This window comes from Deefgea salmonis (assembly GCF_020531905.1).
Taxonomy (GTDB): Bacteria; Pseudomonadota; Gammaproteobacteria; order Burkholderiales; family Chitinibacteraceae; genus Deefgea; species Deefgea salmonis.
On sequence record NZ_JAJAWG010000001.1, the window covers coordinates 379,459 to 402,920 of the forward strand.

Here is a 23,462-nt window from a genome sequence, read left to right on the forward strand (position 1 = left end):
AATGCAAGAAAATGTAGATGAAGGACAACGCATGGCAGATGAATTCCTTGCGAAGCTGGCTGCCAAGCCCGTTAAAGCACGTTACCCACTAGCTACAGATCACTCGACAACCGAACGTGGTGGCAAGATTATCGCTACCAGCGGGATGTTTCTACGAGAAACCCGCATTGGTTTGGTCGGTGACACGGTACGTTATCCGGATGGCAGAGAAACACGAATCATCAGTGGCGCAGGTGTTGCCATGGTATTCGGTGTCCAATCTGCCGCTGTAGTTGGCAGCTTGCTCGCCAATGGCGACACCATCACGGGGCCAATCCATAACGACGCGATGATTATTCAATATGCCGATGAGCCGCCAATCGAAGGTCTACTTGACCCGACCTTTGCACCTAAACCATATCAAGGCGAAAACCGTGGCTGAGCGCGCAATTATTCGCATTGGTGACCCAACCTCACATGGCGGCACCGTGTTGGAAGGTTTTTCGACACTTAATGTTTACGGCAAAAACGCCGCAGGCATTGGTCATAAAGGGCATTGCCCTAAATGCAAAACGACCTTCACCATCATCGCTGGGGCGAGCAATTACGCCTTCATGGGCAAAAATGTCGCGGTTGAAGGGATGTTGACTTCATGTGGTGCAGTATTGATTGCCACGCAAGGGCAGGCTACGGTTGATAACACTCCGGGCGGCTCGAGCAGTGTAGTCGCCGCAGGCATGGCCACAGCTGCCGTGGCGGCATCAACATCAGTGGCCAACGACGACTATGAATATTTCTATACGGTCGAGCGTGATGATGGCTCGCCGATCAAGCTGGCCTATCGTGTGGACAACGGTGATGAAAAGCTCCATGAAGGTGAAATTTGCGGAGAGGGCAATACGGCAGCATTCCCGATGGATAACTCCGGTGAACCAACTTTCTGGATTCCAATGATATGAGTCTCGACGCACAAACAAGAAAACTGGCAGCAATCGCCTACGGGGAAGCATCTGGCGCCAATGATCCGAATGAAATTGGCGGTATTGCTTGGGCTGTAGCGAACCGGGCGAGAGCTTGGGGCGGAAAAACAATTGATGGGCTGTTAGCCGCTGACCCTAACTATACCTACGCAGTCAAAGACGGTAATCAGCGATACGCCAAACTCATGAAGGCCAGCGAGGATGCAATCTCCGCTGACAAAGGCATGTCACTGGCTGTCGATTGCGCAAAGAGCGCTTTGGCCAATGCGAGCAAGGACCCATCAAACGGTGCGTTCTGGTGGGATGGTTTGGATTTTAAGACCAACTTCGATAATCACCCCAAAGTGAAGGATGGCTTCCATATTGCGGATCCAAGTCACAACATTTTTGATGTAAAAGATGTGAGCCATCCTACAACGATTTACTGGAAGGTCAGGGATAAGAAAACTGGGAAAGAAGTGAACTCGAAGGTTCGTGGCTCATTTCAATTTGTGTGGGTGTCAACCGCAGCTTACGGGAAGACAATTTTCTGGACGCATGACGCAGATTATCTTATCGCTACAGGAGGAAAGGCGTACCGATGAAAATCTTACCTATAGTCGCTATATGTTTGCCACTGGTTGTACAGGCTGAAGATGTTTTTCATGGATATGAAGCCTATTACAGCACATTGCCAGCGCGCTTGTTTCTGGGTGAAAGGCATGATTTACAGCTTGATAGTATTACGGAGAGCAATGACTTAGCCTATGCCTGGCAAGGCAGTGAGGCTGGGGCGCAGCATAGTGCGACACTTAGGGGTGGTCGTATTAAAGTTGATGGTAAGTTCTTGAAAAATCGATCAGTGAAGGCTTTTCCTGGCGAAGTTGTGGATGCAGGTGACCTTGGTCGCGGCTCAAGCGTTTTTTTTGCAAAGGGCTGGGCATGCTTGGAGGGTGTAGCTCCGTCGGCGTCTGGTACGGCGGTAAGACATAAATCTGTTTACCTGATACAACTCGACAAGCAGCATCCTAAGGCTTGGAAATTAGCCAGCCTCTTTGCCTCCTGCTCCAACATCCGCAAGAATATGGATGCAATCACATTTGATAAGGCAGAGTATCTTTATCAAGAAGGGAGTGATACGCCCACTGGTATTGCCTTTACTGAGTATGCGATCCAAGGGAATGGCTTCGTGCAAGTAGGAAACGAGCGAAAGGCATCCTTTGTTGAGGCTGGCAATGTATACAAGTTTTCTCTCAAATGAGACGTGCATAATTTGGCTGTAACGGTAATGTGTTACGCGTTCCGCATCCCCCTATGTCAGACTAGTTGTCGCCTCTGAATTTTCATTGGCTTGAAAAAACAGAGGCTTCAACATGCAAAAAATCACGTATTCTGACGACTTTAAACAGCAGGCTTTGAGCAAAGTTTATCAACGCCAAGGTCGCACGATTGAACCGGTAACTCAGGAACTTAATCTTTCTAAATTTACCCTGAAGGGCTGGATGGCTGCCGCTAAGAAAACACAAATTCCAACGCCGATTGAGCGCGCGAAACGACCTGAAGATTGGTCGATTGAGGAACGCCTTTTGGCTCTGCAACAGAGTCATGGCTTACCTGAAATTGAGCTCAATGCGTGGTGCCGTCAGCAGGGTTTGTTTCCCCATCATTTAAGTCAGTGGCGAGCGGAATTTTGTACTCCGCCAGCCATTCAAAACAGTAAAGTCGATGCTCAGTCGATGCGTGAGCTGAAGAAAGCCAATCAACAGTTGCAGCGTGAATTGAACCGCAAAGACAAGGCATTGGCGGAGGCTGCGGCGCTGCTGATTTTGCAAAAAAAGTTCAATGCCTACCTGGAGGGCGCGGACGAATGACGGCGCTGGCCGAGCGCCAGCTTTGCCTTGATTTGCTGCAAGAGGCCATTTTGGCAGGGGCTCGACAGACGTTGGCTTGCGCTATTCTCGGCTTCAATATCCGCACGATTCAGCGCTGGACTGACGGTGATACGGTGATGATTGATCAGCGTCCATTGCAGAAGACAGTGCCCGTCCACAAGTTGACTTTAGCCGAGCGAGCGACTGTTTTGGCGGTGGCTAATTCCGCCGAATTTGCGCATTTACCACCGAGCCAGATAGTCCCTCGATTAGCCGATCAGCAACGTTATATTGCTTCAGAATCAACGTTCTATCGGGTGCTGCGCGCAGCGGATCAACTCCAACATCGTCGCGCCGAGCGTCCGGCGCAAGTGCGCAGTAAACCGAAGGCCTTGTGCGCCATCGCACCGAATCAATTGTATAGCTGGGACATCACTTACTTGGCGAGCACGATTCAGGGAAAGTATTTTTACCTGTATATATTTCTCGATATATTCAGCCGAAAAATCATCGGCTGGCAGGTATACGCAGAAGAAAGCAGTCAAAACGCCAGCGACATGATGCAAGACATTTGCCGACGTGAACGCATCACTCGCGATCAGGTGGTATTGCACTCGGATAATGGCAGCTCAATGAAGGGCTCGACGATGCTGGCAACGCTGCAATATTTAGGCGTAGCGGCGTCATTTAGCCGACCGGCAGTGAGCAATGACAACCCATACTCCGAGTCTTTATTTAAAACGCTGAAATACCGCCCCATGCAGTTGCCCAAGCCATTTGAAGATTTACTGGCGGCACGGCAATGGGCGACGCAAGTGGTGCATTGGTACAACGAAGAGCATCGTCATAGCAGCATAAAATACGTCACGCCGACCGAGCGCCATGCTGGCGAAGATCAGGCGTTGTTGGCGCAACGAATTGCCGTTTATGAAGCGGCGCGAGCTAAGAATCCACGGCGGTGGTCAAGCAAAACGCGCAACTGGGAAAGGACGAAAATTGTGCATTTGAATCCAGAAAAGCTATCCGATACAGAGGTCTTACTTGTAAGGGAAAAAATGGCGCAAAAGATGGCATAGGATTTAACGATTGAGGCGACAACTAGTTTGACAATTACCGGCATCACCATTATGCGCGGCGGCGGATTACTTTAACGCACTCAAGTAAAACGGACGTGTATCCCTTCACCTTTATTGCACAGAGGCAGTAAGCGATGCCCGTTGGTTTTCTAACTCAAGAACAACGCGATGGCTTTGGCCAGTATGTCGGCTCACCCAGTCGCGAAGAGTTGGAGCGTTATTTTTATCTGAGCGATGAAGATCGTGAAGTCATCCAAAAATTACGGGGTGATCACTCAAGATTAGGCTATGCCATTTTGTTGAGCACCGTGCGTTTTATTGGCGGTTTTCCCGACAAACCCATGACGGTTCCACTAGAAGTTCAGCATGTTTTGATGCGTCAACTATCAATTGCAGAACCTGACTGCCTACTGCGCTATAGCGATCATCGCCGCTGGATACATGCTTCCGACATTCAACAACGTTACGGCTATAGCCACTTTACCGACCATAACGTTGGTTTTCGTTTGAGCCGATGGTTATATGCGCTCTGCTGGACAGGGACCGATCGTCCCAGTGTGCTGTTTGAGCGAGCAACAACCTGGCTGCTAACCCACAAAGTACTTTTGCCAGGTGTTTCCCAGCTTGAGCGGTTCGTTGCCCAACTTCGTAGTCGGGTTGAGGAACGTCTTTGGCACACGCTGGGGCGTAGCGTGACCGAACAACAACGCCAGCTGCTATTAAAACTGCTGGCTGTTGAGGAGGGTAATCGCGGCTCACGATTAGATCAGCTACGTTCCGGCCCTGTCATGGTTAGCGGCCCTTCGCTGGTGAAAGCGCTACTCCGGCTCGATGATGTCCGTGGTTTCGGTATTACTCTGCCAGCCGCAGCACATATTCCGCCGAGCCGAATTGCGGCTTTGGCTCGCTTTGCCAATACAGCCAAAGTGACGGCCATTAACCGATTACCCCCGGCAAGGCAGTTGGCCACACTGGTGGCTTTCGCCGTTTGCCTTGAAGCGACCGCCCACGACGATGCACTGGAAGTACTGGAAGCCTTGCTGCGCGACATTTTCAGCAATGCTGAAAAAGCGGATAAAAAAGCACGTCTGCGCACGCTGAAAGATTTGGATCGATCAGCAGCCACGCTGGCCGCTGCCTGCAAAATGGTACTGGATGCCTCCATCGCTGACGGTACATTGCGAAATGAATTATTCGCCAGCCTGCCCCGAGCGGAATTAGAAAAAGCCTTGGAAGAAGTCAACGCGCTGATTCGCCCTGCGAATGATGTTTTTCTTCATGCGTTGGAAGAACGGTATCGTGGTGTTCGCCGTTTCTTGCCGGATTTATTGGCACGATTACATTTCGGTGCCAATCCAACAGGCGAAGCCGTCGTTGCCGGTCTGGAATGGCTGCATAAAAACCTGAAGCGCAAACAAGCCGAAAGCGATGCACCACAAGATGTAGTGGCTAAGTCTTGGAAAAAGCACATATTTGGTAAAGATGGTGAACTGGATATGCGCGCCTATGTATTTTGTGTACTGGATGAGCTACGCACGGCCTTGCGCCGTCGGGATGTGTATGTCTCGCCAAGTTGGCGCTACGCCGACCCACGCCTTGGTTTGCTCGACGGTGCGGAATGGTTGGCAGCACGCCCCATTGTGTGCCGATCACTAGGGTTGACCATCGAGGCCAAGCCCACGTTGGATGCACTCACCGCAGAACTGGATGCAACTTGGCTGACGGTTGCAAAACGCTTGCCAGAAAATTCGGCCATTCAGCTGACCGAAACCGAGGAAGGAAAAACCGAATTATCACTTGGGGCGTTAGACAAGCTGGACGAACCACCGTCTTTATTGCAACTGCGTGCCGCAGTCGCTGATTTGATGCCGCGTGTCGATCTGCCGGAGATTTTGCTGGAGGTTGCTGCACGAACAGGTTTTACCAGTGCCTTTGCGCATGTTTCTGAACGTAATGCCCGTGCCGATAACTTTGCCACCAGCTTATGCGCGGTATTATTGGGCGATGCTTGTAATACCGGGCTGGAGCCCTTGATTCGAGCAGACATACCGGCCTTACGGCGTGATCGGCTGTCTTGGGTAAGCCAAAACTACATTCGTGACGACACCTTGGCTGCTGCCAATGCCATTTTGGTTTCAATGCAAAGCCAACTTGAATTGGCGCAAGCGTGGGGTGGTGGTGAAGTCGCTTCTGCCGATGGCATGCGCTTTGTCGTACCGGTGCGCACCGTTCATTCAGGCCCCAATCCAAAATATTTTGGTTCTGGTCGAGGCGTGACTTGGTACAACATGATTTCAGATCAGTTTTCAGGGCTGAACGCCATCACAGTGCCAGGTACGCTACGCGACAGTTTGGTACTGCTGGCCGTGGTGCTAGAACAGCAAACCGAATTACAGCCCACCCAAATTATGACCGACACCGGCGCTTATAGCGATGTGGTTTTTGGTTTGTTTCGCTTGCTGGGCTACCACTTCAGCCCACGGTTGGCCGATGTCGGCGGTACCCGATTCTGGCGCTCAAGGCCGGATGCCGATTATGGCCAACTGAACGGGCTGGCTAAACAGTCGGTCAAACTGGAGTTAATTACCGAGCATTGGGATGATTTGCTACGGTTAGCCGGTTCGTTAAAGCTTGGCCGCATTCCGGCCACTGGCATTATGCGCACCTTGCAAACTGGGGATAGGCCAACCCGCCTGGCGCAAGCTCTGGCCGAATTTGGCCGGCTGGAAAAAACGCTGCACATGCTGACCTACATTGATGATGAATCAAAACGCCGCGCAACGTTAACCCAACTTAATCGAGGAGAAAGCCGACATAGTTTGGCGCGTGCTGTTTTTCATGGGAAACGGGGTGAACTGCGCCAGCGTTATCGTGAAGGCCAAGAAGATCAACTGAGTACGCTGGGTTTGGTGGTCAATATGATTGTGTTGTGGAATACGATTTACATGACGGCAGCGCTGAAGCAGCTCAAAGGACAAGGCTACCCGATTCTGGATGCAGACGTCGCACGGCTATCGCCGCTGGGCTGGGAGCATATCAATATGCTGGGGCGGTATTCATTTTTGGTGCCGGATGAAGTCGCCAGAGGCGAGCTTCGACCACTCAGAAATCCAGCTGACGACCTGTAAATAAAGCCAATTAGGGCTTACGTTGGTTTTTGGTTCCATTGCTCCCTAAACCCCATAAACACGAGTGTGTCGCGCGAAGCGTTGCGCACCCTAACCAACAAAAATATTACGCCTTGAATCGCCACGAACAGAGCGTGAGCCGCGATGTAAAACCAAGCGGCAACAGACTCTAGGGGTGCTCTCTCGCGCTGACTTCAGGGCAAAATCTCTCATTTAAACTTCGCATCTTCGTAATCAGAAAATCAATATGTATTGCCATGCAGCGCTTGTAAAATGCCGTCTACATGGCAATACCCAGCAATTACAGCCAAACCACTAGTGCATGATTTTTCTTGCCACGACGAAGGAGGGTGTAATGGCCGAATTTGTAATCGGCTTCGGTAATTGTCGCGGTTAAATCAGTGATTTTTGCGCCGTTGACAATCGCTGCGCCGCTTTCAATAAAGCCACGAGCTTGGCTTTTTGACGTTGCGAGCTCAGTCGCGGCCAAGACATCAATCAAACCATTGGCGTCGCGCGCCAGCTCGAATGTTGGTAAGCCATCGAGTGCCAGTTGCTCAAAATCAAGCTCGGTGAGGGCGTTTTGGTCTTCAGCAAACAGACTTTGGCTAATGCGCTCAGCAGCGATCACCGCGTCTTTGCCGTGAACGAGTTCAGTCACTTGTTCGGCCAAGATGCGTTGGGCTTCGGGTTTTTTGCCGGACGCTAAATCGGTCGCTTCAATCGCCGCGATTTCATCCACGCTTAGGAAAGTGAAGTAGCGCAGGAATTTGTATGCGTCGGCATCTGCAGTCGAAAGCCAGAATTGGTAGAACTTGTACGGTGAGGTTTTTTTGCGATCGAGCCAAATGGTGCCGCTTTCGGTTTTGCCAAATTTGGTGCCGTCAGACTTGGTCACCAAAGGCATGGTCAGGCCATGTACGGATTGTTGGCGCATACGGCGCGTTAAATCAGTGCCGGCCGTGATATTGCCCCATTGATCTGAGCCGCCGATTTGCAATTGGCAGCCGTATTGTTCATTGAGCACGACAAAATCGTAACCTTGCAGCAGGCTGTAGGTGAATTCGGTAAACGAAATGCCGTCGCCGTCGCGGTTAATTCGTTGTTTTACTGATTCTTTGTTAATCATATTGTTAACAGAGAAGTGTTTGCCGATGTCGCGCAAGAACGCCAAGATGTCCATCTTGGCGTACCAGTCATGATTGTTGGCCATGATGGCGGCGTTATTGCCTTCGAAATTTAAAAACGGTGAAACTTGGCTGCGGATTTTGCCTACCCAGCCTTCGATGACGTCCAGTGTATTGAGCTTGCGCTCGGCGGCTTTAAACGATGGGTCGCCAATCATGCCGGTAGCGCCGCCAACCAAGGCGATGGGTTTGTGACCAGCTTGTTGGAAACGCTTTAGTACCAAAATAGGCACCAAGCTACCGATGTGCAGACTGTCTGCGGTCGGGTCAAAGCCGCAATACAGGGTGATGGCTTGTTCACTCATGAGTTTGCCAAGTGCAGCGGCGTCGGTTTGTTGGGCGATGAGGCCGCGCTGTTCTAAGTCAGCCAATAAATCAAATTGAGTCATTTGTTTTCCTTCTTAATCACAATAATAATGGGTATGTACTGCAAAGCATTGTCTTTCACTGTTGCTAGCTCAATACCCCAAAGTCTAAACGCAGCGCGCGATCACAGCGCGCGGCCAAATCAGTGTCGTGCGTCACGATCACAAAGCCAGTGCCACTGTCGCGAGCCAGTTCCAGCATTAAGTCAAACACCACGTCGGCATTTTTACGATCCAAATTGCCGGTCGGCTCATCCGCCAATACGCAGGCTGGGTTCGTGACCAGCGCCCGCGCAATGGCAGCGCGTTGACGCTCGCCGCCCGATAATTCGCTCGGTTTGTGCTGGCTGCGATGACCTAGGCCGACTTTGTCGAGCATGGCTTGTGCTTGCGCTAAGGCGGTAGCTTTATTCATTCGGCGAATCAGTAATGGCATCGCGACGTTTTCTGCAGCGGTAAATTCGGGCAGCAAATGGTGGAACTGATACACAAAGCCCAGCTGATGATTCCGCAACAATCCACGCTCGGTTTCGTTGAGCAAAAATGGATCTTGCTCTAGCAGGCGAACTTCGCCGCTAGTGGGTGAGTCAAGCGCGCCAAGGCAGTGTAGTAGGGTGGATTTGCCCGAGCCCGAAGCGCCAACAATCGCCACGATTTCGCCGCGACTGAGCTCGAAATTTACCGCGCTTAATACCGGCGTTTGCAGTTGGCCAGAAAGATAGGTTTTGCTGAGATTTTTTGCTGAAAGAATGATGTTACTCATAGCGTAGCGCCTCCGCCGGATTAACACGCGATGCACGCCAGCTTGGGTAAAGCGTTGCCAGTAGTGCCAGTAATAATGAAATGACACCGATGCTAATTACATCGTTGGCGATGATTTTGGATGGCAACTCGGTAATTAAATACACGTCAGCCGACAGAATCTGCGCGCCAATGATTTTTTCAATAAAGGGGACGATGGTGCCAATATTGGCGGCGACCAATACGCCACCCGCGACGCCCGCCGCAGTGCCAATAAATCCCGAGATCGCACCGTTAACCAAAAATATTTTCATAATCGAAGCAGGGGACGCACCCAGTGTGCGCAAGATGGCAATGTCTGCTTGTTTGTCGGTGACCAGCATCACCAAGGTCGAAACGAGGTTAAATGCGGCAACGGCGACAATCAACGTCAAGATAATAAACATCATGCGTTTTTCGATTTCAACGGCGCGAAAATACGTTGGATTTTCTTGACTCCAGTCGGCAATAATCAGCTCAGGTAAGGTACGATTGATTTCTCGAGCCACTTCACGGGCTTTAAATAAGTCGTCGATTTTAAGTCGTACACCACTGACTGCATCGCCGGTGCGATACAGTTTTTGCGCGTCAACCAAGTGAATCATCGCCAAATTGGCGTCGTACGGGTAGTAGTCAGCTTTGAAAATGCCGCCAACGGTAAATTGCCGCATGCGCGGGAGTAGGCCAGCGGGGGTGACTTGTCCTTGCGGGGTAATCAGGGTGACTTTGTCGCCCACGCCCACGCCAAGCTCTTGCGCTAAGGCCCAGCCCAGCACCACATTAAATCGACCTTGTTGCAAGGTATCTAGTCGGCCACTAACGATTTTGTCGGCCAATTCGCTGACTTTAGGCTCGAGCTCTGGGCTGATGCCGCGCACCAATACGCCTTTGACTTGGCTGCCGTTGGTAAATAAGCCTTGCCCCATTACGTAGGGCGCAGCGCCTTTGACGTGCGAGTTTTGAGCGCTGATCTGTGCTGCCGCGTGCCAGTCTTGCAGACTATTGTCGGGACTAGAGATGGTGATGTGCGAAGTCATGCCAAGCATGCGATTACGGACCTCTTCTTGAAACCCGTTCATGACCGACAACACAATAATCAATGCCGCAACGCCAAGGGCAATCCCTAGAATTGAGACCAACGATATAAACGAAATGAAGCCATTGCGCCGCTTGGCGCGGGTGTAGCGAAGGCCAATTAATAATTCATACATGCACAAGCGACCGGTTTTTTGGTGTGGGTGGGCAGTTTACCATGTGGATGCATAATCCTCCGACAGCAAAAAGCCCGCTTTTGCGGGCTTTTTAAGGTTAGAGCAAATTATTTTTTATTTGCTGGCTTTGACTTCGGCAACTACGCCATATGTTTCTTTGTAAGCGCGGCCATAGAAGCTGTCGATAAGAACTTGCTTGAGTTCGCTAATCAATGGGAAGCGTGGGTTAGCGCCGGTACATTGGTCATCAAACGCTTCTTCCGCAATACGGTCAACGCGCGCCATAAAGTCAGCTTCGTTCACGCCTGCCTCTTTGATCGACATTGGAATGTTCAACACTTGTTTGAGTTCATCCACCCAAGCAATCAAGTTTTCCAATTTTTGGTCATCATTTTTGCCAGCAAGACCCAAATGCTCAGCGATATCAGCATAACGGCACTTGGCTTGCGGACGATCGTATTGGCTAAATGCAGTTTGTTTCGTCGGAATGTCCACCGCATTGTAACGAATCACGTTGCTGATCAACAAAGCGTTGGCTAAACCGTGCGCCAGGTGGAATTCAGCACCCAATTTGTGCGCCATTGAGTGACAAACACCCAAGAAAGCATTGGCAAATGACATGCCGGCGATCGTTGCCGCATTGTGAACTTGCTCACGCGCCTTAGGGTCGTTCGCGCCATTGATGTATGACGATGGCAGGTATTGCTTGAGTAATTTGAGCGCTTGCAGGGCATGCGGATCAGAGAACTCGTTGGCCAATACCGATACGTACGCTTCCAGTGCATGCGTTACCGCATCAATACCACCAAAAGCAGTCAACGATTTTGGCATATTCATCACCAAGTTTGAATCGATGATGGCCATGTTTGGCGTGAGTTCGTAATCGGCGATTGGGTATTTCATGCCAGTTACTTCATCGGTTACCACTGCAAATGGCGTTACTTCTGAGCCAGTGCCTGAAGTGGTTGGGATGGCAATCAATTCAGCTTTAATGCCCATTTTTGGGAAGGTGTAAATGCGTTTACGGATGTCCATAAAGCGCAGCGCCAAATCTTCAAAATGAACTTCTGGGTGCTCGTACATGACCCACATGATTTTTGCTGCATCCATTGGCGAGCCGCCACCGAGTGCAATAATGACATCCGGTTTGAAGTTATTGAGCATCGCCACGCCTTTGCGAACAACGGCCAAGGTTGGGTCGGCCTCTACTTCGTGGAATACTTCAACTTCGAGGCCTTGTTGTTTTAGTACGCGGATGGTTTCATCACACATGCCGTTATTGAACAAGAAATGATCGGTAACGATGGCTGCGCGTTTTTTGCTGCCGCCCAATTCTTTCAGTGCAATCGACAAGCTGCCACGACGGAAGTAAATGCTTTTTGGAAGTTTGTGCCACAACATGTTTTCAGCTCGCTTCGCAACAGTTTTCTTGTTGAGTAAATGTTTTGGTCCCACGTTTTCTGAGATCGAATTGCCGCCCCATGAGCCACAACCCAAAGTCAGCGATGGCGCTAATTTAAAGTTGTACAGGTCACCAATACCGCCTTGTGATGAAGGCGTGTTGATCAAGATGCGGGCGGTTTTCATTTTGTCGCCAAAATAAGCGATGCGTTCAGTTTGCAAATCTTGATCGGTATAGAGCGATGAAGTGTGACCAATGCCGCCCAAAGCCACCAAAGCTTCGGCTTTGGATACTGCGTCAAAAAAGTCTTTGGCGCGATACATGGCCAAAGTAGGGGAGAGCTTCTCGTGTGCGAATTCTTCTTCCTCGCCAACCGAAGTCACTTCACCGATCAATACTTTGGTGTATGCAGGTACTTTAATGCCGGCCATGTCCGCAATTTTGATGGCGGATTGACCCACGATGTTGGCGTTTAAGCCGCCATTCACCAAGATCACTTTGCGAACCGCTTCGGTTTCTTTTTTGCTTAAGATGTAGCCGCCGTTTTGGTTAAAGCGTTCTTTAACTTGTTCGTAGATGCTGTCTACAACAATGACTGACTGTTCTGAAGCACAAACCACACCGTTGTCGAATGTTTTTGACATTAAGATGGAAGCTACTGCACGTTTGATGTCGGCAGTTTCATCAATAACCACTGGGGTATTGCCCGCACCGACACCAATGGCGGGCTTGCCAGAGCTATACGCTGCTTTCACCATGCCGGGGCCGCCGGTCGCCAAGATTAAGTTCAGATCTGGGTGTTTCATTAGGTGGTTTGACAATTCAACCGTAGGTTCGTCGATCCAGCCAATAATGTCACGCGGCGCACCAGCGGCAACAGCCGCTTCGAGCACGATGCGTGCGGCAGCGCAAGTCGATTTACGTGCGCGTGGGTGTGGGCTAAATACGATACCGTTGCGGGTTTTCAAAGAAATCAAAGCTTTGAAAATCGCGGTAGACGTTGGATTGGTCGTTGGTACGATGCCGCAAATAATACCGATTGGCTCGGCAATCGTCATGGTGCCGAAAGCATCGTCGGTAGACAGGATGCCGCAAGTCTTTTCGTCTTTGTAGGCATTGTAAATATATTCAGAGGCAAAGTGATTCTTGATTACTTTGTCTTCAACAATCCCCATGCCAGTTTCTGCAACGGCCATTTTAGACAGTGGCAAACGCGCATCTGCAGCAGCCAAGGCAGCGACACGGAAGATTTCGTCGACTTGCTCTTGTGAGTACGTGGCAAAAAGTTGCTGAGCTTTTTTAACCCGAGCGACCAGTGCATCAAGTTCTTGTACATTAGTAACTGTCATGAGGATCTCCGTATATTTCAGTGAGTGTTGGTATTTCTATAAATTATGCACTGATTTTAATTACCAGGCAGTAAAGCTTTGCCGCATTAATTTTGTATATCGAGCAACTAAACCAACTCAACAAAACAACATATAGCTTGCTGCGGCAGGAATATCTATGCCGCTAGAGTAAACGCCTATTGGCAGCACATATTTGATATATGTCATGTTTTCTGCTTTGCCTCTGCTTATATTCGCATAATGTATATTATGTAAAGTAAAGTAGTGATGACTATCCAGAGTCGCATAAGCGTTGGGTTTGTTGTTTTTTGTCGTGTATTCCTTTGTTGGTACGTACCTTGTAATTGCTCACTCAACTCCCCTTCGTGGGCAAATTAAGCATCAAAACAATCGTTGTGCCAGATTTGGCTTAGGTGTCTATATTCATCGCGCAAGTATTGCGTTGAATTCGCGCGTTGCTGTTCGCGAATTCGTTCGCGAGTAGCTGCAATATTTTTACAGTGCGGTGAGTCGCGCTTTGATTCGTGATTGATTCGCGCAATCGCTGGGCTGTAGGGTTCGGGCGATGTATTGTCTGCGCTGGCTTGAAATGCGTCGGCGCTAGAATGCTGCAATTGAGCTTGGGTTAAGACCTTGATCGGCGTTAAGCCGTCATCTGAACAATTACTTGCTTGATAAACAATGCGGCCTTCGGCAGAAAGACATTTCACCACTTGCGCCGAGTTTGCGGATTCTGACGGGTAACCGTTGGTCACTATTGTGCGATCAGATGGATTCGCGTACTGAATTTCCAATGTCGAGTCTGAATCTTGTGTATTTTCAGTGTAAGCATTTAAGGCTTTGCGATTGGCGGCGATGATTTTACGGTTAGCGTCATCAATTGCCTCGCCCTTTTGTGCTTGCTCGGCCAGATATTTTGCGTCGTCACGAATGAACTCAATCTTATTGCCGTCGATTAAAAATGTGTAGTGCGGCAAAGCACCCGCGCGATAAGCACCAAACAACACCGCACTCAATATGCAGAAAAATACAGCCAGCGGTAAAGTTCGACTGGGTTTGATTGCCTCGTCATCCATTCTGTCATCGGTGTAGTTCATTGTTGGTTTGCCTATCAAAGAGAAATGCGATTTCGCCATAGCCTTACATAAATACGCAGGGATGGCCACCGCCAATCAAAGGGTTGGTGGGTTGTGGCGCAGCGATGCGGCAGGTTTTATGTTGAGCTGTTAGAATTGCACCTCGAACAAGATCGTTTGATTTATAGCTTTTAAAAGAAAACTTAATGTCTACTGATTTACTGTCTTTCGCGTCGTTTGATGCGCTCAATTTACAACGCTACCCTGCTAAACACGCGAAAGACTTACAGGCGTGGGATGCGGCGGATTCTTATTTGGCGGGCTTTCTGGAAAAAGACGCTGCACTGGTGTTGCTTAATGATGGTTTTGGCGCGTTACACGCGATGGCGATTCAGTGTGGGGTTGCTGCTGTTTTTCATATTAATGATTCGTGGTGTTCGCGGCATGCGATCGAACACAACACCCGCGCAGATTGGATTGATTATGTCGACCAAAGCGTGACTTGCGCCATGGTGAAGCTGCCCAAGTCGCTGTCGATGCTTGAGGCGCAGCTGCTACAGTTGGCCAATGGCTTGGTTGCGCCGATAACGATTTACTTCTCTGGTATGCAAAAGCACGTTAGTAATGGGCATTTAGCACTCATTAAAAAATACTGTGACGATGTTGAATACTTGCCAACGGTGCGCAAGGCCCGTATGTATCGGGCTTGTCTGCGACCCAGCAAGGAGAAGCTATTGCCTTATAGTCAGCAGGTATCTGAGCTTGGCTTGGTGTTGCAGAATGTGGCGGGTGTTTTTGCTGAGCAAAAGATAGATATTGGATCGCGATTTTTTATTGAGCATTTTTCGCAGCTGCCCTCAGTCAAAACAGTGGCCGATGTCGGTTGCGGCAATGGTCTGCTGTCTTTGGCTTATCATCGACGCCATCCGGATGCTGCCTTGTATTTATACGATGAATCCAAGGCGGCTATTGAGTCAGCAAGATTGAGTTTTGAGCGCAATTGCCCGCAGGCTGTGGTGCAAATTGTGCATGGTGATGGTTTGGCGAATGTGACGCAGTCATTTGATTTGATTTTAATTAACCCCCCTTTTCATCAGCAAAATACCATTACCACCGACATCGCAGTCAGTATGTTTACGCAAGCCAAGCGATGCATGCATGCCGACACTGAATTATGGGTGGTCGCGAATCGCCACTTGGATTATCAGGCGGATCTAAAAAAGCAGTTTCGCCGAGTGAGCGTCATGGCACAAAATGCAAAGTTTGTGATTTTAAAAGTGATGCGTTAGGAGTTGGTGTTGCAGGTGGTAATTTTTTAGTTAAAGCCAATCTAAGGTCGTCACCTATTGTCTGAATGTACGTTCTGCAGGATAATAGAGCGCCATAAATTCGCGACATGTCACACTATGAAGCACCCTAGCGATCAGCATACGCTTGAACTCCCTGAAATTCCTTTGTTAAAGAAACGCGGTCGTCCAGCAATCCATGGTAAGCCGATGAGTGCCGCCGAGCGAAAGCGCCGCTCGCGCTCGATGCAGGTCGGCCGCGCTACGCGCGATCACAATCAGCGTTTGCCTAAAGCGCTCTCGGTCGAAATTGACGCGAGTTTGCATCAACGTCTAAAACGATATTGCGAAGCCAATTGCATGACGCAGATCGAAGCTTTAGAGCAATTAATTCAAACTTTGCCCGAGGTTTAGTCGACAATTCGCACGAGCGCCGGGCAGGCCTGCTCGAGCTCTTCGGGTAAATTCAAAGTGCGAATTTGCTGAAATAAAGCCTCAGCTTCTGGGTAATGCTTACGTAGATAGTTGAGCCACTGCTTGACCCTGCCGGCCTGATATTTTGGGTAGCAATGCGTTAAAACTTGCTGCCAGAACACCAAAAACAACGGCTGCAATTCTAGCCAGCTTAGTGCGCGCCCCAGTTTGGCTTCTAAAGCCAGACCTGGATTGGCGACAATGCCCCGCCCCAGCATGATGTCGTCGCACCCTGAGACTTGTTGACAACGTTTAAAGTCTGCCAACGTCCATATTTCGCCATTCGCTACGACAGGGATGGCGACATTTGCTTTGATGGCTGCAATCCATTCCCAGTAAGCAGGCGGTTTATAGCCATCGGTTTTTGTACGGGCATGAACCACAACTTCGGCGGCACCGGCGCTGGCAATCGCTTGAGCACAATCAATCGCTTGGGATGTATCTTCATAGCCAAGGCGCATTTTGGCGGTTACAGGAATATACCCCGGCGTAGCTTGGCGAACCGCATTCACAATTTGATATATCACTTCCGGTTCTTTTAATAAAATAGCGCCGCCGCGATGCCGGTTGACGGTTTTGGCTGGGCAGCCGAAATTTAAATCAATACCGTATGGCTTGAGTTCCGCCAGCTTGGCGGCATTTTCTGCTAGGCATTGTGCGTCTGAGCCCAAAAGTTGCACACGCACCGGTACGCCGCTGTGGGTATGGCTCTGGGTGCTGAGTTCGGGGGCAATTCTTTGAAAGGTACGGTGCGGCAATACGCTGCCACTAACACGAACGAACTCAGTGACGCAGAGATCGATCCCGCCAGCGCGAGTCAAAACGTCGCGTAGTACACAGTCCAACAGCCCTTCCATGGGCGCTAATAAAATCCGCACGGCAAACTCAAGCAATAAAATAAAGTGCCATTGTAATCGACTGCCGCCCTGCTTGTGTACGCTAGTTACACGCCCTTCTGGCTTGACATTAGAACGAACGTTCAATACGCTATAGGGATATATCGAAACTAAGAGGTGCCCGATGGCCAACCCCAATCGTGATGCAGAATATCTGGGTAAACTGCAAGACTATTACGCGGATTATCGCAATATCCCCTCGTATTCGGCCATTGGCGAGCTATTAGGCATGGCCTCAAAATCGGCAGTGTCCGCATTGGTTAAGCGCTTGACGTTGGCGGGCTTTATTGAGGTTACGCCAGACAAGCGCTTGGCGCCCACTAAGCGTTTTTTTGAGCGCGAATTAGCGGATTTTAACTTGCCAGCTGGTTTGCCCGCTGCGGCCAATGACGCGATGAGCGAAGCTATTTCACTGGATGAATTTTTGATGCCCCGCCCGGCGTCGTCCATTTTGGTGAAAATCAAAGGCGACTCAATGATGGAGGCCGGCATTTTTGATGGTGATATTGCCGTGGTCGAAAAGCGCCATGCCGCCTTAGTGGGTGATATTGTTGTGGCCATTGTTGATAATGAATACACGCTAAAAGAACTGGGCAAAGACAAATCGGGTTACTTCTTGATTCCGCACAATGCCGATTACAGCATCATTCGCCCAGAAGCGAGTTTGGAAATTTTTGGGGTGATGGTCGGTTTGGTGCGTAAATACCGATAAAATGCCGCTTCAGATCAGTTAGTGACAAAGACCATTTAACCTATCTTGGATGCAAAGCAATGAGTGATGTGCAACTTTCACCGCTAGGCAAAGCCAGCGAATACATTACAGAGTACGACTCGAGTTTATTATTTCCGATTGCTCGAGAACAAAAACGCTTAGAAATCGGTATTGCTGCAGACCTGCCTTTCTTTGGTACTGATATTTGGAATGCCTATGAGCTCTCTTGGCTAAATGCCAAGGGTAAGCCACAGGTGGCGATTGCCAGTTTTTATATTCCAGCCAACAGCCCAAATATTATTGAATCTAAATCGTTTAAATTGTATTTAAATAGCTTTAATCAGACGAAAGTTGATGGCTTTACTCAATTGAGCGAATTGCTGCAAAAAGACATTTCGGCGGGTGTTGGCGCCCCAATTCAGGTGAAGTTAATTGAACCGGCCTTATTTGCACAGCAAAAAATGGCCGAGCTCAGCGGCTACAATATTGATAATTTAGATCTAGATGTTGCGCTGTACGCTCCGCAACCGGGCATTTTGCACTGTGAAAATACACATGCCACGACCACTGAAACGCTGACTTCGGACTTGTTAAAGTCAAATTGCCTCGTTACGGGTCAACCTGACTGGGCTAGCGTGCAAATTCAATATACTGGCCGGGCAATTAATCGCGAAAGTTTGTTGCGCTATTTAATCTCGTTTCGTAATCACAATGAATTTCACGAGCAATGTGTAGAGCGGATTTTTGTTGATATCATGCGCGATTGTGCACCGCTGAAATTGGCAGTTTATGCCCGCTATACGCGACGTGGTGGTTTGGATATTAATCCATTTAGAACCAATTTTAATGCCGCTCAACCCAGCAATGCGAGAACGGCGCGTCAATAAGGGGCGGTTATGCGTGAAACAATCACTTTGGCTGGTGGGTGCTTTTGGTGTTTAGAGGCGGTGTTTCAGCAAGTGCGCGGCGTTGAGTCTGTCGTTTCAGGCTATATGGGGGGGTATGTCGATCAACCTGAATATGGGCAAGTTTGTGAAGGGCATACTGGTCATGCAGAAGTTGTGCAGATTGTGTTTGATTCGAGTGTGATTACTACTGCCGAATTGCTCGACATCTTTTTTGCCATCCATGATCCGTACACGCTTAATCGCCAAGGCAATGATGTCGGCACTCAGTACCGCTCGGCTATTTTTGCGAGCAATCCAGAGCAACTGATTGCAGCAGAAAACAAAATTGCTGCGCTTGCGCAGCAAAGTGCTGACGCTATTGTGACGCAGGTCCTGATGGCTGCTGAATTTTGGCCTGCCGAGATAGATCACCATAATTATTATCGCTTGCACTCAAACCAGCCGTATTGTCGGGCAATTATCGAGCCCAAGCTAAAGAAGTTTATGCGCGATTTTGTAGAGAAAGTGCGCTAAGCCTTGTTTTTACTGCTTCTTGCGTGGCGCAGGCGCTGCGTAAGAGGTTATAATTACCGTCTTCCCTAACTGCCTAAGAGCCGCGCAATGTCGCCGCGACTAAACTTACTTCAGCCCTACCCGTTCCAAAAATTACGTCAACGCTTTGCTGCTTTGACGCCAAATCAGGATTTAAAGCCGATCAATTTGTCCATTGGTGAGCCTAAACATGCCGCGCCAGAATTGATTAAAACGGCGCTAATTGACAATCTGTCCGGTCTGTCGAGCTACCCAGCGACCTTGGGCTCAGATGATTTGCGCAGCAGTATTAGTGAGTGGCTTGCGCGTCGATATGGTATCGCTGCGCCCAATCCACTGACTGAGGTTTTGCCAGTAAATGGCAGTCGTGAGGCATTGTTTGCTTTTGTTCAGGCTGTTGTTGATCCCACGCGTGAGCGCCCTGTCGTGCTGTCGCCCAATCCGTTTTATCAAATTTATGAAGGCGCCGCATTGTTGGCTGGCGCGGAACCTTGGTTTGTCAATTGCACCGCATCGCAGCGATTTCAGCCTGATTGGGGGAGTGTTCCAGAAACAGTGTGGGCTCGAACACAGGTGGTATTTACTTGCTCTCCGGGCAACCCAACCGGAGCAGTAGCATCACTGAATGATTGGCAGCGTTTATTTGCTTTGTCCGATCAATATGGTTTTGTGATTGCGTCTGACGAATGCTATTCAGAAATTTATTTCGGCAATAACAAGCCGCTCGGCGGACTTGAAGCAGCTCGTTTACTAGGCCGAGATTACACGCGGCTCGTTGTTTTTTCTTCTTTATCCAAACGCTCAAATGTGCCGGGTATGCGCTCAGGCTTTGTTGCTGGCGACGCTAAAATTTTGGCGCAATTTTTATTGTATCGAACGTATCACGGCTGTGCCATGAGCCCAATGGTTATGGCCGCCAGTGCTGCGGCTTGGCGTGATGAAACGCATGTAATCGAAAATCGTCAACTGTATGCCGAAAAATTTGCCGCTGTAACCGGCATTTTGCAAACAGTGCTCGACCTGACTCTGCCGGATGCGGCCTTCTATCTGTGGGCTAAGGTGCCAATGGATGATGAAGCTTTTGCTGCCGGTTTGTATGAGCAGCAGCATGTCACTGTTTTGCCGGGCTCTTATTTGGCACGTGAAGCGCATGGTGTGAATCCGGGACTCGGTTACATTCGAATTGCACTGGTCGCCCCGCTAGATGAGTGCATTACTGCTGCGAATCGTATTGTGAATTACTGTAAGACATTAAAGTAATCTACGCCCTGACGCCCTTCGTTCTGTGGTGTTTGCTGCGTAAATTTAAGATACATTTCTATTGATCTGCCAACCCGAGGAATACTCAAGATGAATCATTTGCAAGCCATTATTGAAACTGCATTCGAAAACCGTGCTGATATTACGCCGAGCAATGTCTCTACTGATTTGCGTGTTGCAGTCAATGAAGTGATCGCCGCTTTAGATCAAGGACAGCTTCGTGTGGCAGAAAAAATTGACGGGCATTGGCTGACCCATCAATGGATTAAAAAAGCAGTTTTGCTTTCATTTCGCATTAACGACAACGTGGTTTTAGACGGTGGGTGCACGCAGTTTTTTGATAAAGTGCCGAGTAAATTTGCCGACTATACCGAAGAAGATTTTCGTGCGGGCGGTTTTCGCGTCGTACCGAATGCCATTGCTCGCAAAGGCGCTTACATTGGCAAAAACGTCGTACTGATGCCGTCTTACGTCAATATTGGTGCTTTTGTTGACGAAGGCACCATGGTGGACACTTGGGCAACGGTGGGTTCGTGCGCGCAGATTGGTAAAAACGTTCATCTTTCTGGCGGCGTAGGTATTGGTGGTGTGCTTGAGCCATTGCAAGCGGGCCCGACTATTATCGAAGACAATTGCTTTATCGGTGCGCGCTCAGAAGTGGTTGAAGGCGTGATCGTTGAAGAAGGCTCGGTTATTTCAATGGGCGTTTACATTGGGCAATCAACGCGCATTTACGATCGTGAAACTGGCGAAGTCACTTATGGCCGCATCCCTGCGGGTTCGGTGGTGGTTTCGGGTAATTTACCGTCTGCCGATGGTAAATACAGCTTGTATTGCGCGGTGATTGTCAAGAAAGTCGATGCTAAAACACGCTCAAAAGTGGGGATTAACGAGTTGTTGCGCGGCATCTAATTTGGTTTGTTGTGAATAAAAATCCCCGATTCAGCGGCGCTGTTCGGGGATTTTTTATTGAACTCAATGCGAGGTATGGTTTGGATCGTTTGACTTGAAATGAATTGGCGTGATTATTTAGAGGACAACATCACGGGCTACGCCATAGCGGCGCAAAATACGGCGCAATTGATCGAGTGCTTCGATTTGAATTTGCCGAACGCGCTCTCGCGTTAAGTTAAGATTGGCAGCCAAATCTTCTAAGGTGCAGATTTCATAGCCATTGAGTCCGTAGCGACGCTCGATCACCATCCGCTGCTTGTCGTTGAGTTGCTTGAGCCACTCTTTGACGTAACGCTCGACTTCGGCATTTTGCAAGATGGCTTCAGGCCCATCATGTTGCTCATCAGGGATCGATTCGCCAATCGAAAGCATGGGATCGATATCCAGTGGTGCGTCTAATGAGGCAACACGTTCATTTAAACTCATGACTCGGCGCACTTCTTCGACATTTTTGCCGACTAAATGCGCAATGTCTTCAATGGCTGGTTCGTGGCCTAAACTGGCTTCAAGATGTCGCTGCGCACGTAAATAAACATTCAATTCTTTAATTACATGCACCGGTAGTCGAATGGTGCGCGATTGATTCATGATCGATCGCTCGATGCTCTGACGAATCCACCATGTCGCGTAGGTAGAGAAACGAAATCCACGCTCTGGATCGAATTTTTCTAAAGCGTGCATCAATCCAATATTGCCTTCCTCGATCAAGTCCAGCAAAGTCATACCACGGTTGATGTAGTGCTTGGCGATATTCACGACCAAGCGTAAGTTGTGTTCGATCATTTTCTGTCGCGCAGAGAAATCACCCTGTACGACGCGGCGTGATAGCGCGCGCTCTTCGTCAGGGGTGAGTAATTTACTTTGCCCGATCTCGTTGAGATAGATTTGCGTTACATCACCCGTGCTTTCGGCGGTGTAACGGTCGGTTTCTTCTTTGGCTTCGGTATCGACTTCAGCATCATCGGAATCTGCCTCGATGAGTTCATCATCTTCGTCAGCAAGATCTTCTTCTAAAATATCGATTTGATCGCTCATACAGCCTCTAATTCAACTTGATGTAGTTGCTCGGATCGACCGACTTACCAAACTTGCGTAATTCGAAGTGCAGCTTGACCTGATCGCTATCGCTGTTCCCCATTTCGGCGATTTTTTCGCCTTTTTTTACTAGATCATTTTCTTTGACGAGTAGTTTGCTGTTATGTGCGTAGGCAGACAAAAAGCCATCACTGTGCTGAATAATGAGCATTTTGCCGTAGCCCTTCAATCCAGAGCCGGCGTAAACAACCTTGCCACTCCCTGACGCAACTATAGATTGCCCCATTTGCCCCTTGATATCAATGCCTTTGCTTTCTGCGGTAAAGCTTGAGCTTACCTTGCCCGCCGTAGGTGGTGCCCAGATGCCGCTAGTGGTGTTACTTTCGCTCGAATTTAAGTCCACTGCAGCACCTGATTTCTCTACGTTTGCTGCCTTTGAGGCCGACGAAGGTGTACTGGCTGGTTTGGTCGTTGCTGGTTTGCTTGGGCTTGGAATATTTTGTTGTTTTGCAACAACAGCTTGACCCTCAGCGCGTATGGCAATGGCACTTGCGGTTTGGTTAGAATATGGCTCTTTAATGGCGCGAGGGTATTGCTGAGTACTGGCTGATTTGATTGGTAAGGCACTGGTTGTCGTGCCATCGGCGAGCAAAGGTCTGACCTCAACGCCCGATGAGGTGACTGTCGAATTGGCAGGGCCAAGACGTAAAACCTGGCCAATCCGAAGACCATTTACATCTTCAATTTGATTCCATGCGACTAGATCTTTGTAAGTAACTCCATTTTCAAGTGCGATGCGATAAAGACCATCACCCGCTTTGACGGTATAAGTGTTGATGGCGTTTGGGCTAGGTATCACGACAGGGCTTGGCACAGCAACCGGCGTATGACTGCGATCAACAATCGGCGCGGGTGGATTGGGCGTGCTAGAGCAGGCACATAAGACGAGGGTTGAAAAAACAGCGCTAAATCGAATTGCACTCACGCGCGTTCTCCTTTTGTTTGGGTAAATTTGGGCGATTG

The 23,462-nt window shown here is 49.3% G+C and carries 20 protein-coding genes and 1 pseudogene; 13 read left to right on the plus strand and 8 right to left on the minus strand.

From position 1 onward, the window contains the following. Position 1: 1 nt before the first annotated feature. The 6 genes and pseudogenes from LG219_RS01645 (at position 2) to LG219_RS01670 (ending at position 7,013) form a co-directional block, all read left to right on the plus strand. A complete protein-coding gene (locus LG219_RS01645; RefSeq protein WP_226763203.1) occupies positions 2-421 on the plus strand; it encodes a PAAR domain-containing protein in 420 nt (139 codons plus the stop codon). Then, positions 414-938, plus strand: a complete 525-nt coding sequence (locus LG219_RS01650; protein WP_226762809.1) for a PAAR domain-containing protein — start codon at positions 414-416, stop codon at positions 936-938. Before LG219_RS01645 ends, LG219_RS01650 begins: the two co-directional genes overlap by 8 nt. After that, the gene (locus LG219_RS01655; protein ID WP_226762810.1) at positions 935-1,543 is read left to right on the plus strand and encodes a hypothetical protein; all 609 of its coding nucleotides are present in this window, start codon (positions 935-937) and stop codon (positions 1,541-1,543) included. The genes LG219_RS01650 and LG219_RS01655 overlap by 4 nt, the downstream gene beginning before the upstream one ends. Next, positions 1,540-2,199 carry a hypothetical protein gene (locus LG219_RS01660; protein WP_226762811.1) on the plus strand — a complete coding sequence of 220 codons (660 nt, stop codon included), beginning with the start codon at positions 1,540-1,542 and terminating at the stop codon, positions 2,197-2,199. Before LG219_RS01655 ends, LG219_RS01660 begins: the two co-directional genes overlap by 4 nt. A 112-nt stretch (positions 2,200-2,311) precedes the next feature. Then, a pseudogene (locus tag LG219_RS01665) lies at positions 2,312-3,885 on the plus strand (IS3 family transposase). A 134-nt stretch (positions 3,886-4,019) separates the two neighbouring features. Continuing rightward, the gene (locus LG219_RS01670) at positions 4,020-7,013 is read left to right on the plus strand and encodes a Tn3 family transposase (RefSeq protein ID WP_226762812.1); all 2,994 of its coding nucleotides are present in this window, start codon (positions 4,020-4,022) and stop codon (positions 7,011-7,013) included. 301 nt (positions 7,014-7,314) lie between these two features. On the opposite strand, the gene tyrS is transcribed toward LG219_RS01670, so the two are convergent. The 5 genes from tyrS to LG219_RS01695 all read right to left on the minus strand — a co-directional run bounded on the left by tyrS (position 7,315) and on the right by LG219_RS01695 (position 14,404). Continuing rightward, positions 7,315-8,589, minus strand: coding sequence for a tyrosine--tRNA ligase (gene tyrS / locus LG219_RS01675; protein WP_226762813.1), 1,275 nt, complete (start codon positions 8,587-8,589; stop codon positions 7,315-7,317). 64 nt (positions 8,590-8,653) lie between these two features. Continuing rightward, positions 8,654-9,328, minus strand: coding sequence for a lipoprotein-releasing ABC transporter ATP-binding protein LolD (gene lolD / locus LG219_RS01680; protein WP_226762814.1), 675 nt, complete (start codon positions 9,326-9,328; stop codon positions 8,654-8,656). Then, a complete protein-coding gene (locus tag LG219_RS01685) occupies positions 9,321-10,562 on the minus strand; it encodes a lipoprotein-releasing ABC transporter permease subunit (protein WP_373314791.1) in 1,242 nt (413 codons plus the stop codon). Before LG219_RS01685 ends, lolD begins: the two co-directional genes overlap by 8 nt. Positions 10,563-10,670: 108 nt before the next feature. After that, positions 10,671-13,307 carry a bifunctional acetaldehyde-CoA/alcohol dehydrogenase gene (gene adhE, locus LG219_RS01690; protein ID WP_226762816.1) on the minus strand — a complete coding sequence of 879 codons (2,637 nt, stop codon included), beginning with the start codon at positions 13,305-13,307 and terminating at the stop codon, positions 10,671-10,673. A 374-nt stretch (positions 13,308-13,681) separates the two neighbouring features. Continuing rightward, on the minus strand, positions 13,682-14,404 hold the full coding sequence (locus LG219_RS01695; RefSeq protein ID WP_226762817.1) for a hypothetical protein: 723 nt from the start codon (positions 14,402-14,404) through the stop codon (positions 13,682-13,684). Between the two features lie 185 nt (positions 14,405-14,589). Between LG219_RS01695 and LG219_RS01700 the strand changes: the two genes are divergently transcribed. Then, positions 14,590-15,672, plus strand: a complete 1,083-nt coding sequence (locus LG219_RS01700; protein ID WP_226762818.1) for a class I SAM-dependent methyltransferase — start codon at positions 14,590-14,592, stop codon at positions 15,670-15,672. 117 nt (positions 15,673-15,789) lie between these two features. Next, a complete protein-coding gene (locus LG219_RS01705; RefSeq protein WP_226762819.1) occupies positions 15,790-16,083 on the plus strand; it encodes a RepB family protein in 294 nt (97 codons plus the stop codon). Here LG219_RS01705 and LG219_RS01710 read toward each other — a convergent pair. Continuing rightward, positions 16,080-17,126 carry a tRNA dihydrouridine synthase gene (locus LG219_RS01710; protein ID WP_250647130.1) on the minus strand — a complete coding sequence of 349 codons (1,047 nt, stop codon included), beginning with the start codon at positions 17,124-17,126 and terminating at the stop codon, positions 16,080-16,082. The two genes, LG219_RS01705 and LG219_RS01710, sit on opposite strands and share 4 nt — an antisense overlap. A 37-nt stretch (positions 17,127-17,163) precedes the next feature. On the opposite strand from LG219_RS01710, the gene LG219_RS01715 reads away from it, so the two are divergent. From LG219_RS01715 to dapD, 5 genes are all read left to right on the plus strand, one after another. Beyond that, the gene (locus LG219_RS01715) at positions 17,164-17,751 is read left to right on the plus strand and encodes a LexA family protein (protein ID WP_226762820.1); all 588 of its coding nucleotides are present in this window, start codon (positions 17,164-17,166) and stop codon (positions 17,749-17,751) included. 59 nt (positions 17,752-17,810) lie between these two features. Continuing rightward, positions 17,811-18,638, plus strand: a complete 828-nt coding sequence (queF, locus tag LG219_RS01720) for an NADPH-dependent 7-cyano-7-deazaguanine reductase QueF (RefSeq protein ID WP_226762821.1) — start codon at positions 17,811-17,813, stop codon at positions 18,636-18,638. A 9-nt stretch (positions 18,639-18,647) separates the two neighbouring features. Continuing rightward, positions 18,648-19,172 (plus strand): peptide-methionine (S)-S-oxide reductase MsrA, encoded by a 525-nt coding sequence (msrA, locus tag LG219_RS01725; protein WP_226762822.1) that lies wholly within the window; start codon positions 18,648-18,650, stop codon positions 19,170-19,172. Positions 19,173-19,259: 87 nt separating this feature from the next. Beyond that, positions 19,260-20,450, plus strand: coding sequence for a succinyldiaminopimelate transaminase (gene dapC, locus LG219_RS01730; protein WP_226762823.1), 1,191 nt, complete (start codon positions 19,260-19,262; stop codon positions 20,448-20,450). Positions 20,451-20,540: 90 nt separating this feature from the next. Further along, positions 20,541-21,362, plus strand: coding sequence for a 2,3,4,5-tetrahydropyridine-2,6-dicarboxylate N-succinyltransferase (dapD, locus tag LG219_RS01735; RefSeq protein WP_226762824.1), 822 nt, complete (start codon positions 20,541-20,543; stop codon positions 21,360-21,362). A gap of 117 nt (positions 21,363-21,479) precedes the next feature. Here the strand turns inward: dapD and rpoS are convergent, their stop codons facing one another. Then, positions 21,480-22,439 carry an RNA polymerase sigma factor RpoS gene (rpoS, locus tag LG219_RS01740; RefSeq protein ID WP_226762825.1) on the minus strand — a complete coding sequence of 320 codons (960 nt, stop codon included), beginning with the start codon at positions 22,437-22,439 and terminating at the stop codon, positions 21,480-21,482. A gap of 7 nt (positions 22,440-22,446) precedes the next feature. After that, positions 22,447-23,424: a peptidoglycan DD-metalloendopeptidase family protein gene (locus LG219_RS15355; RefSeq protein WP_226762826.1), complete on the minus strand. Its 978-nt coding sequence runs from the start codon at positions 23,422-23,424 to the stop codon at positions 22,447-22,449. Positions 23,425-23,462 lie beyond the last annotated feature (38 nt).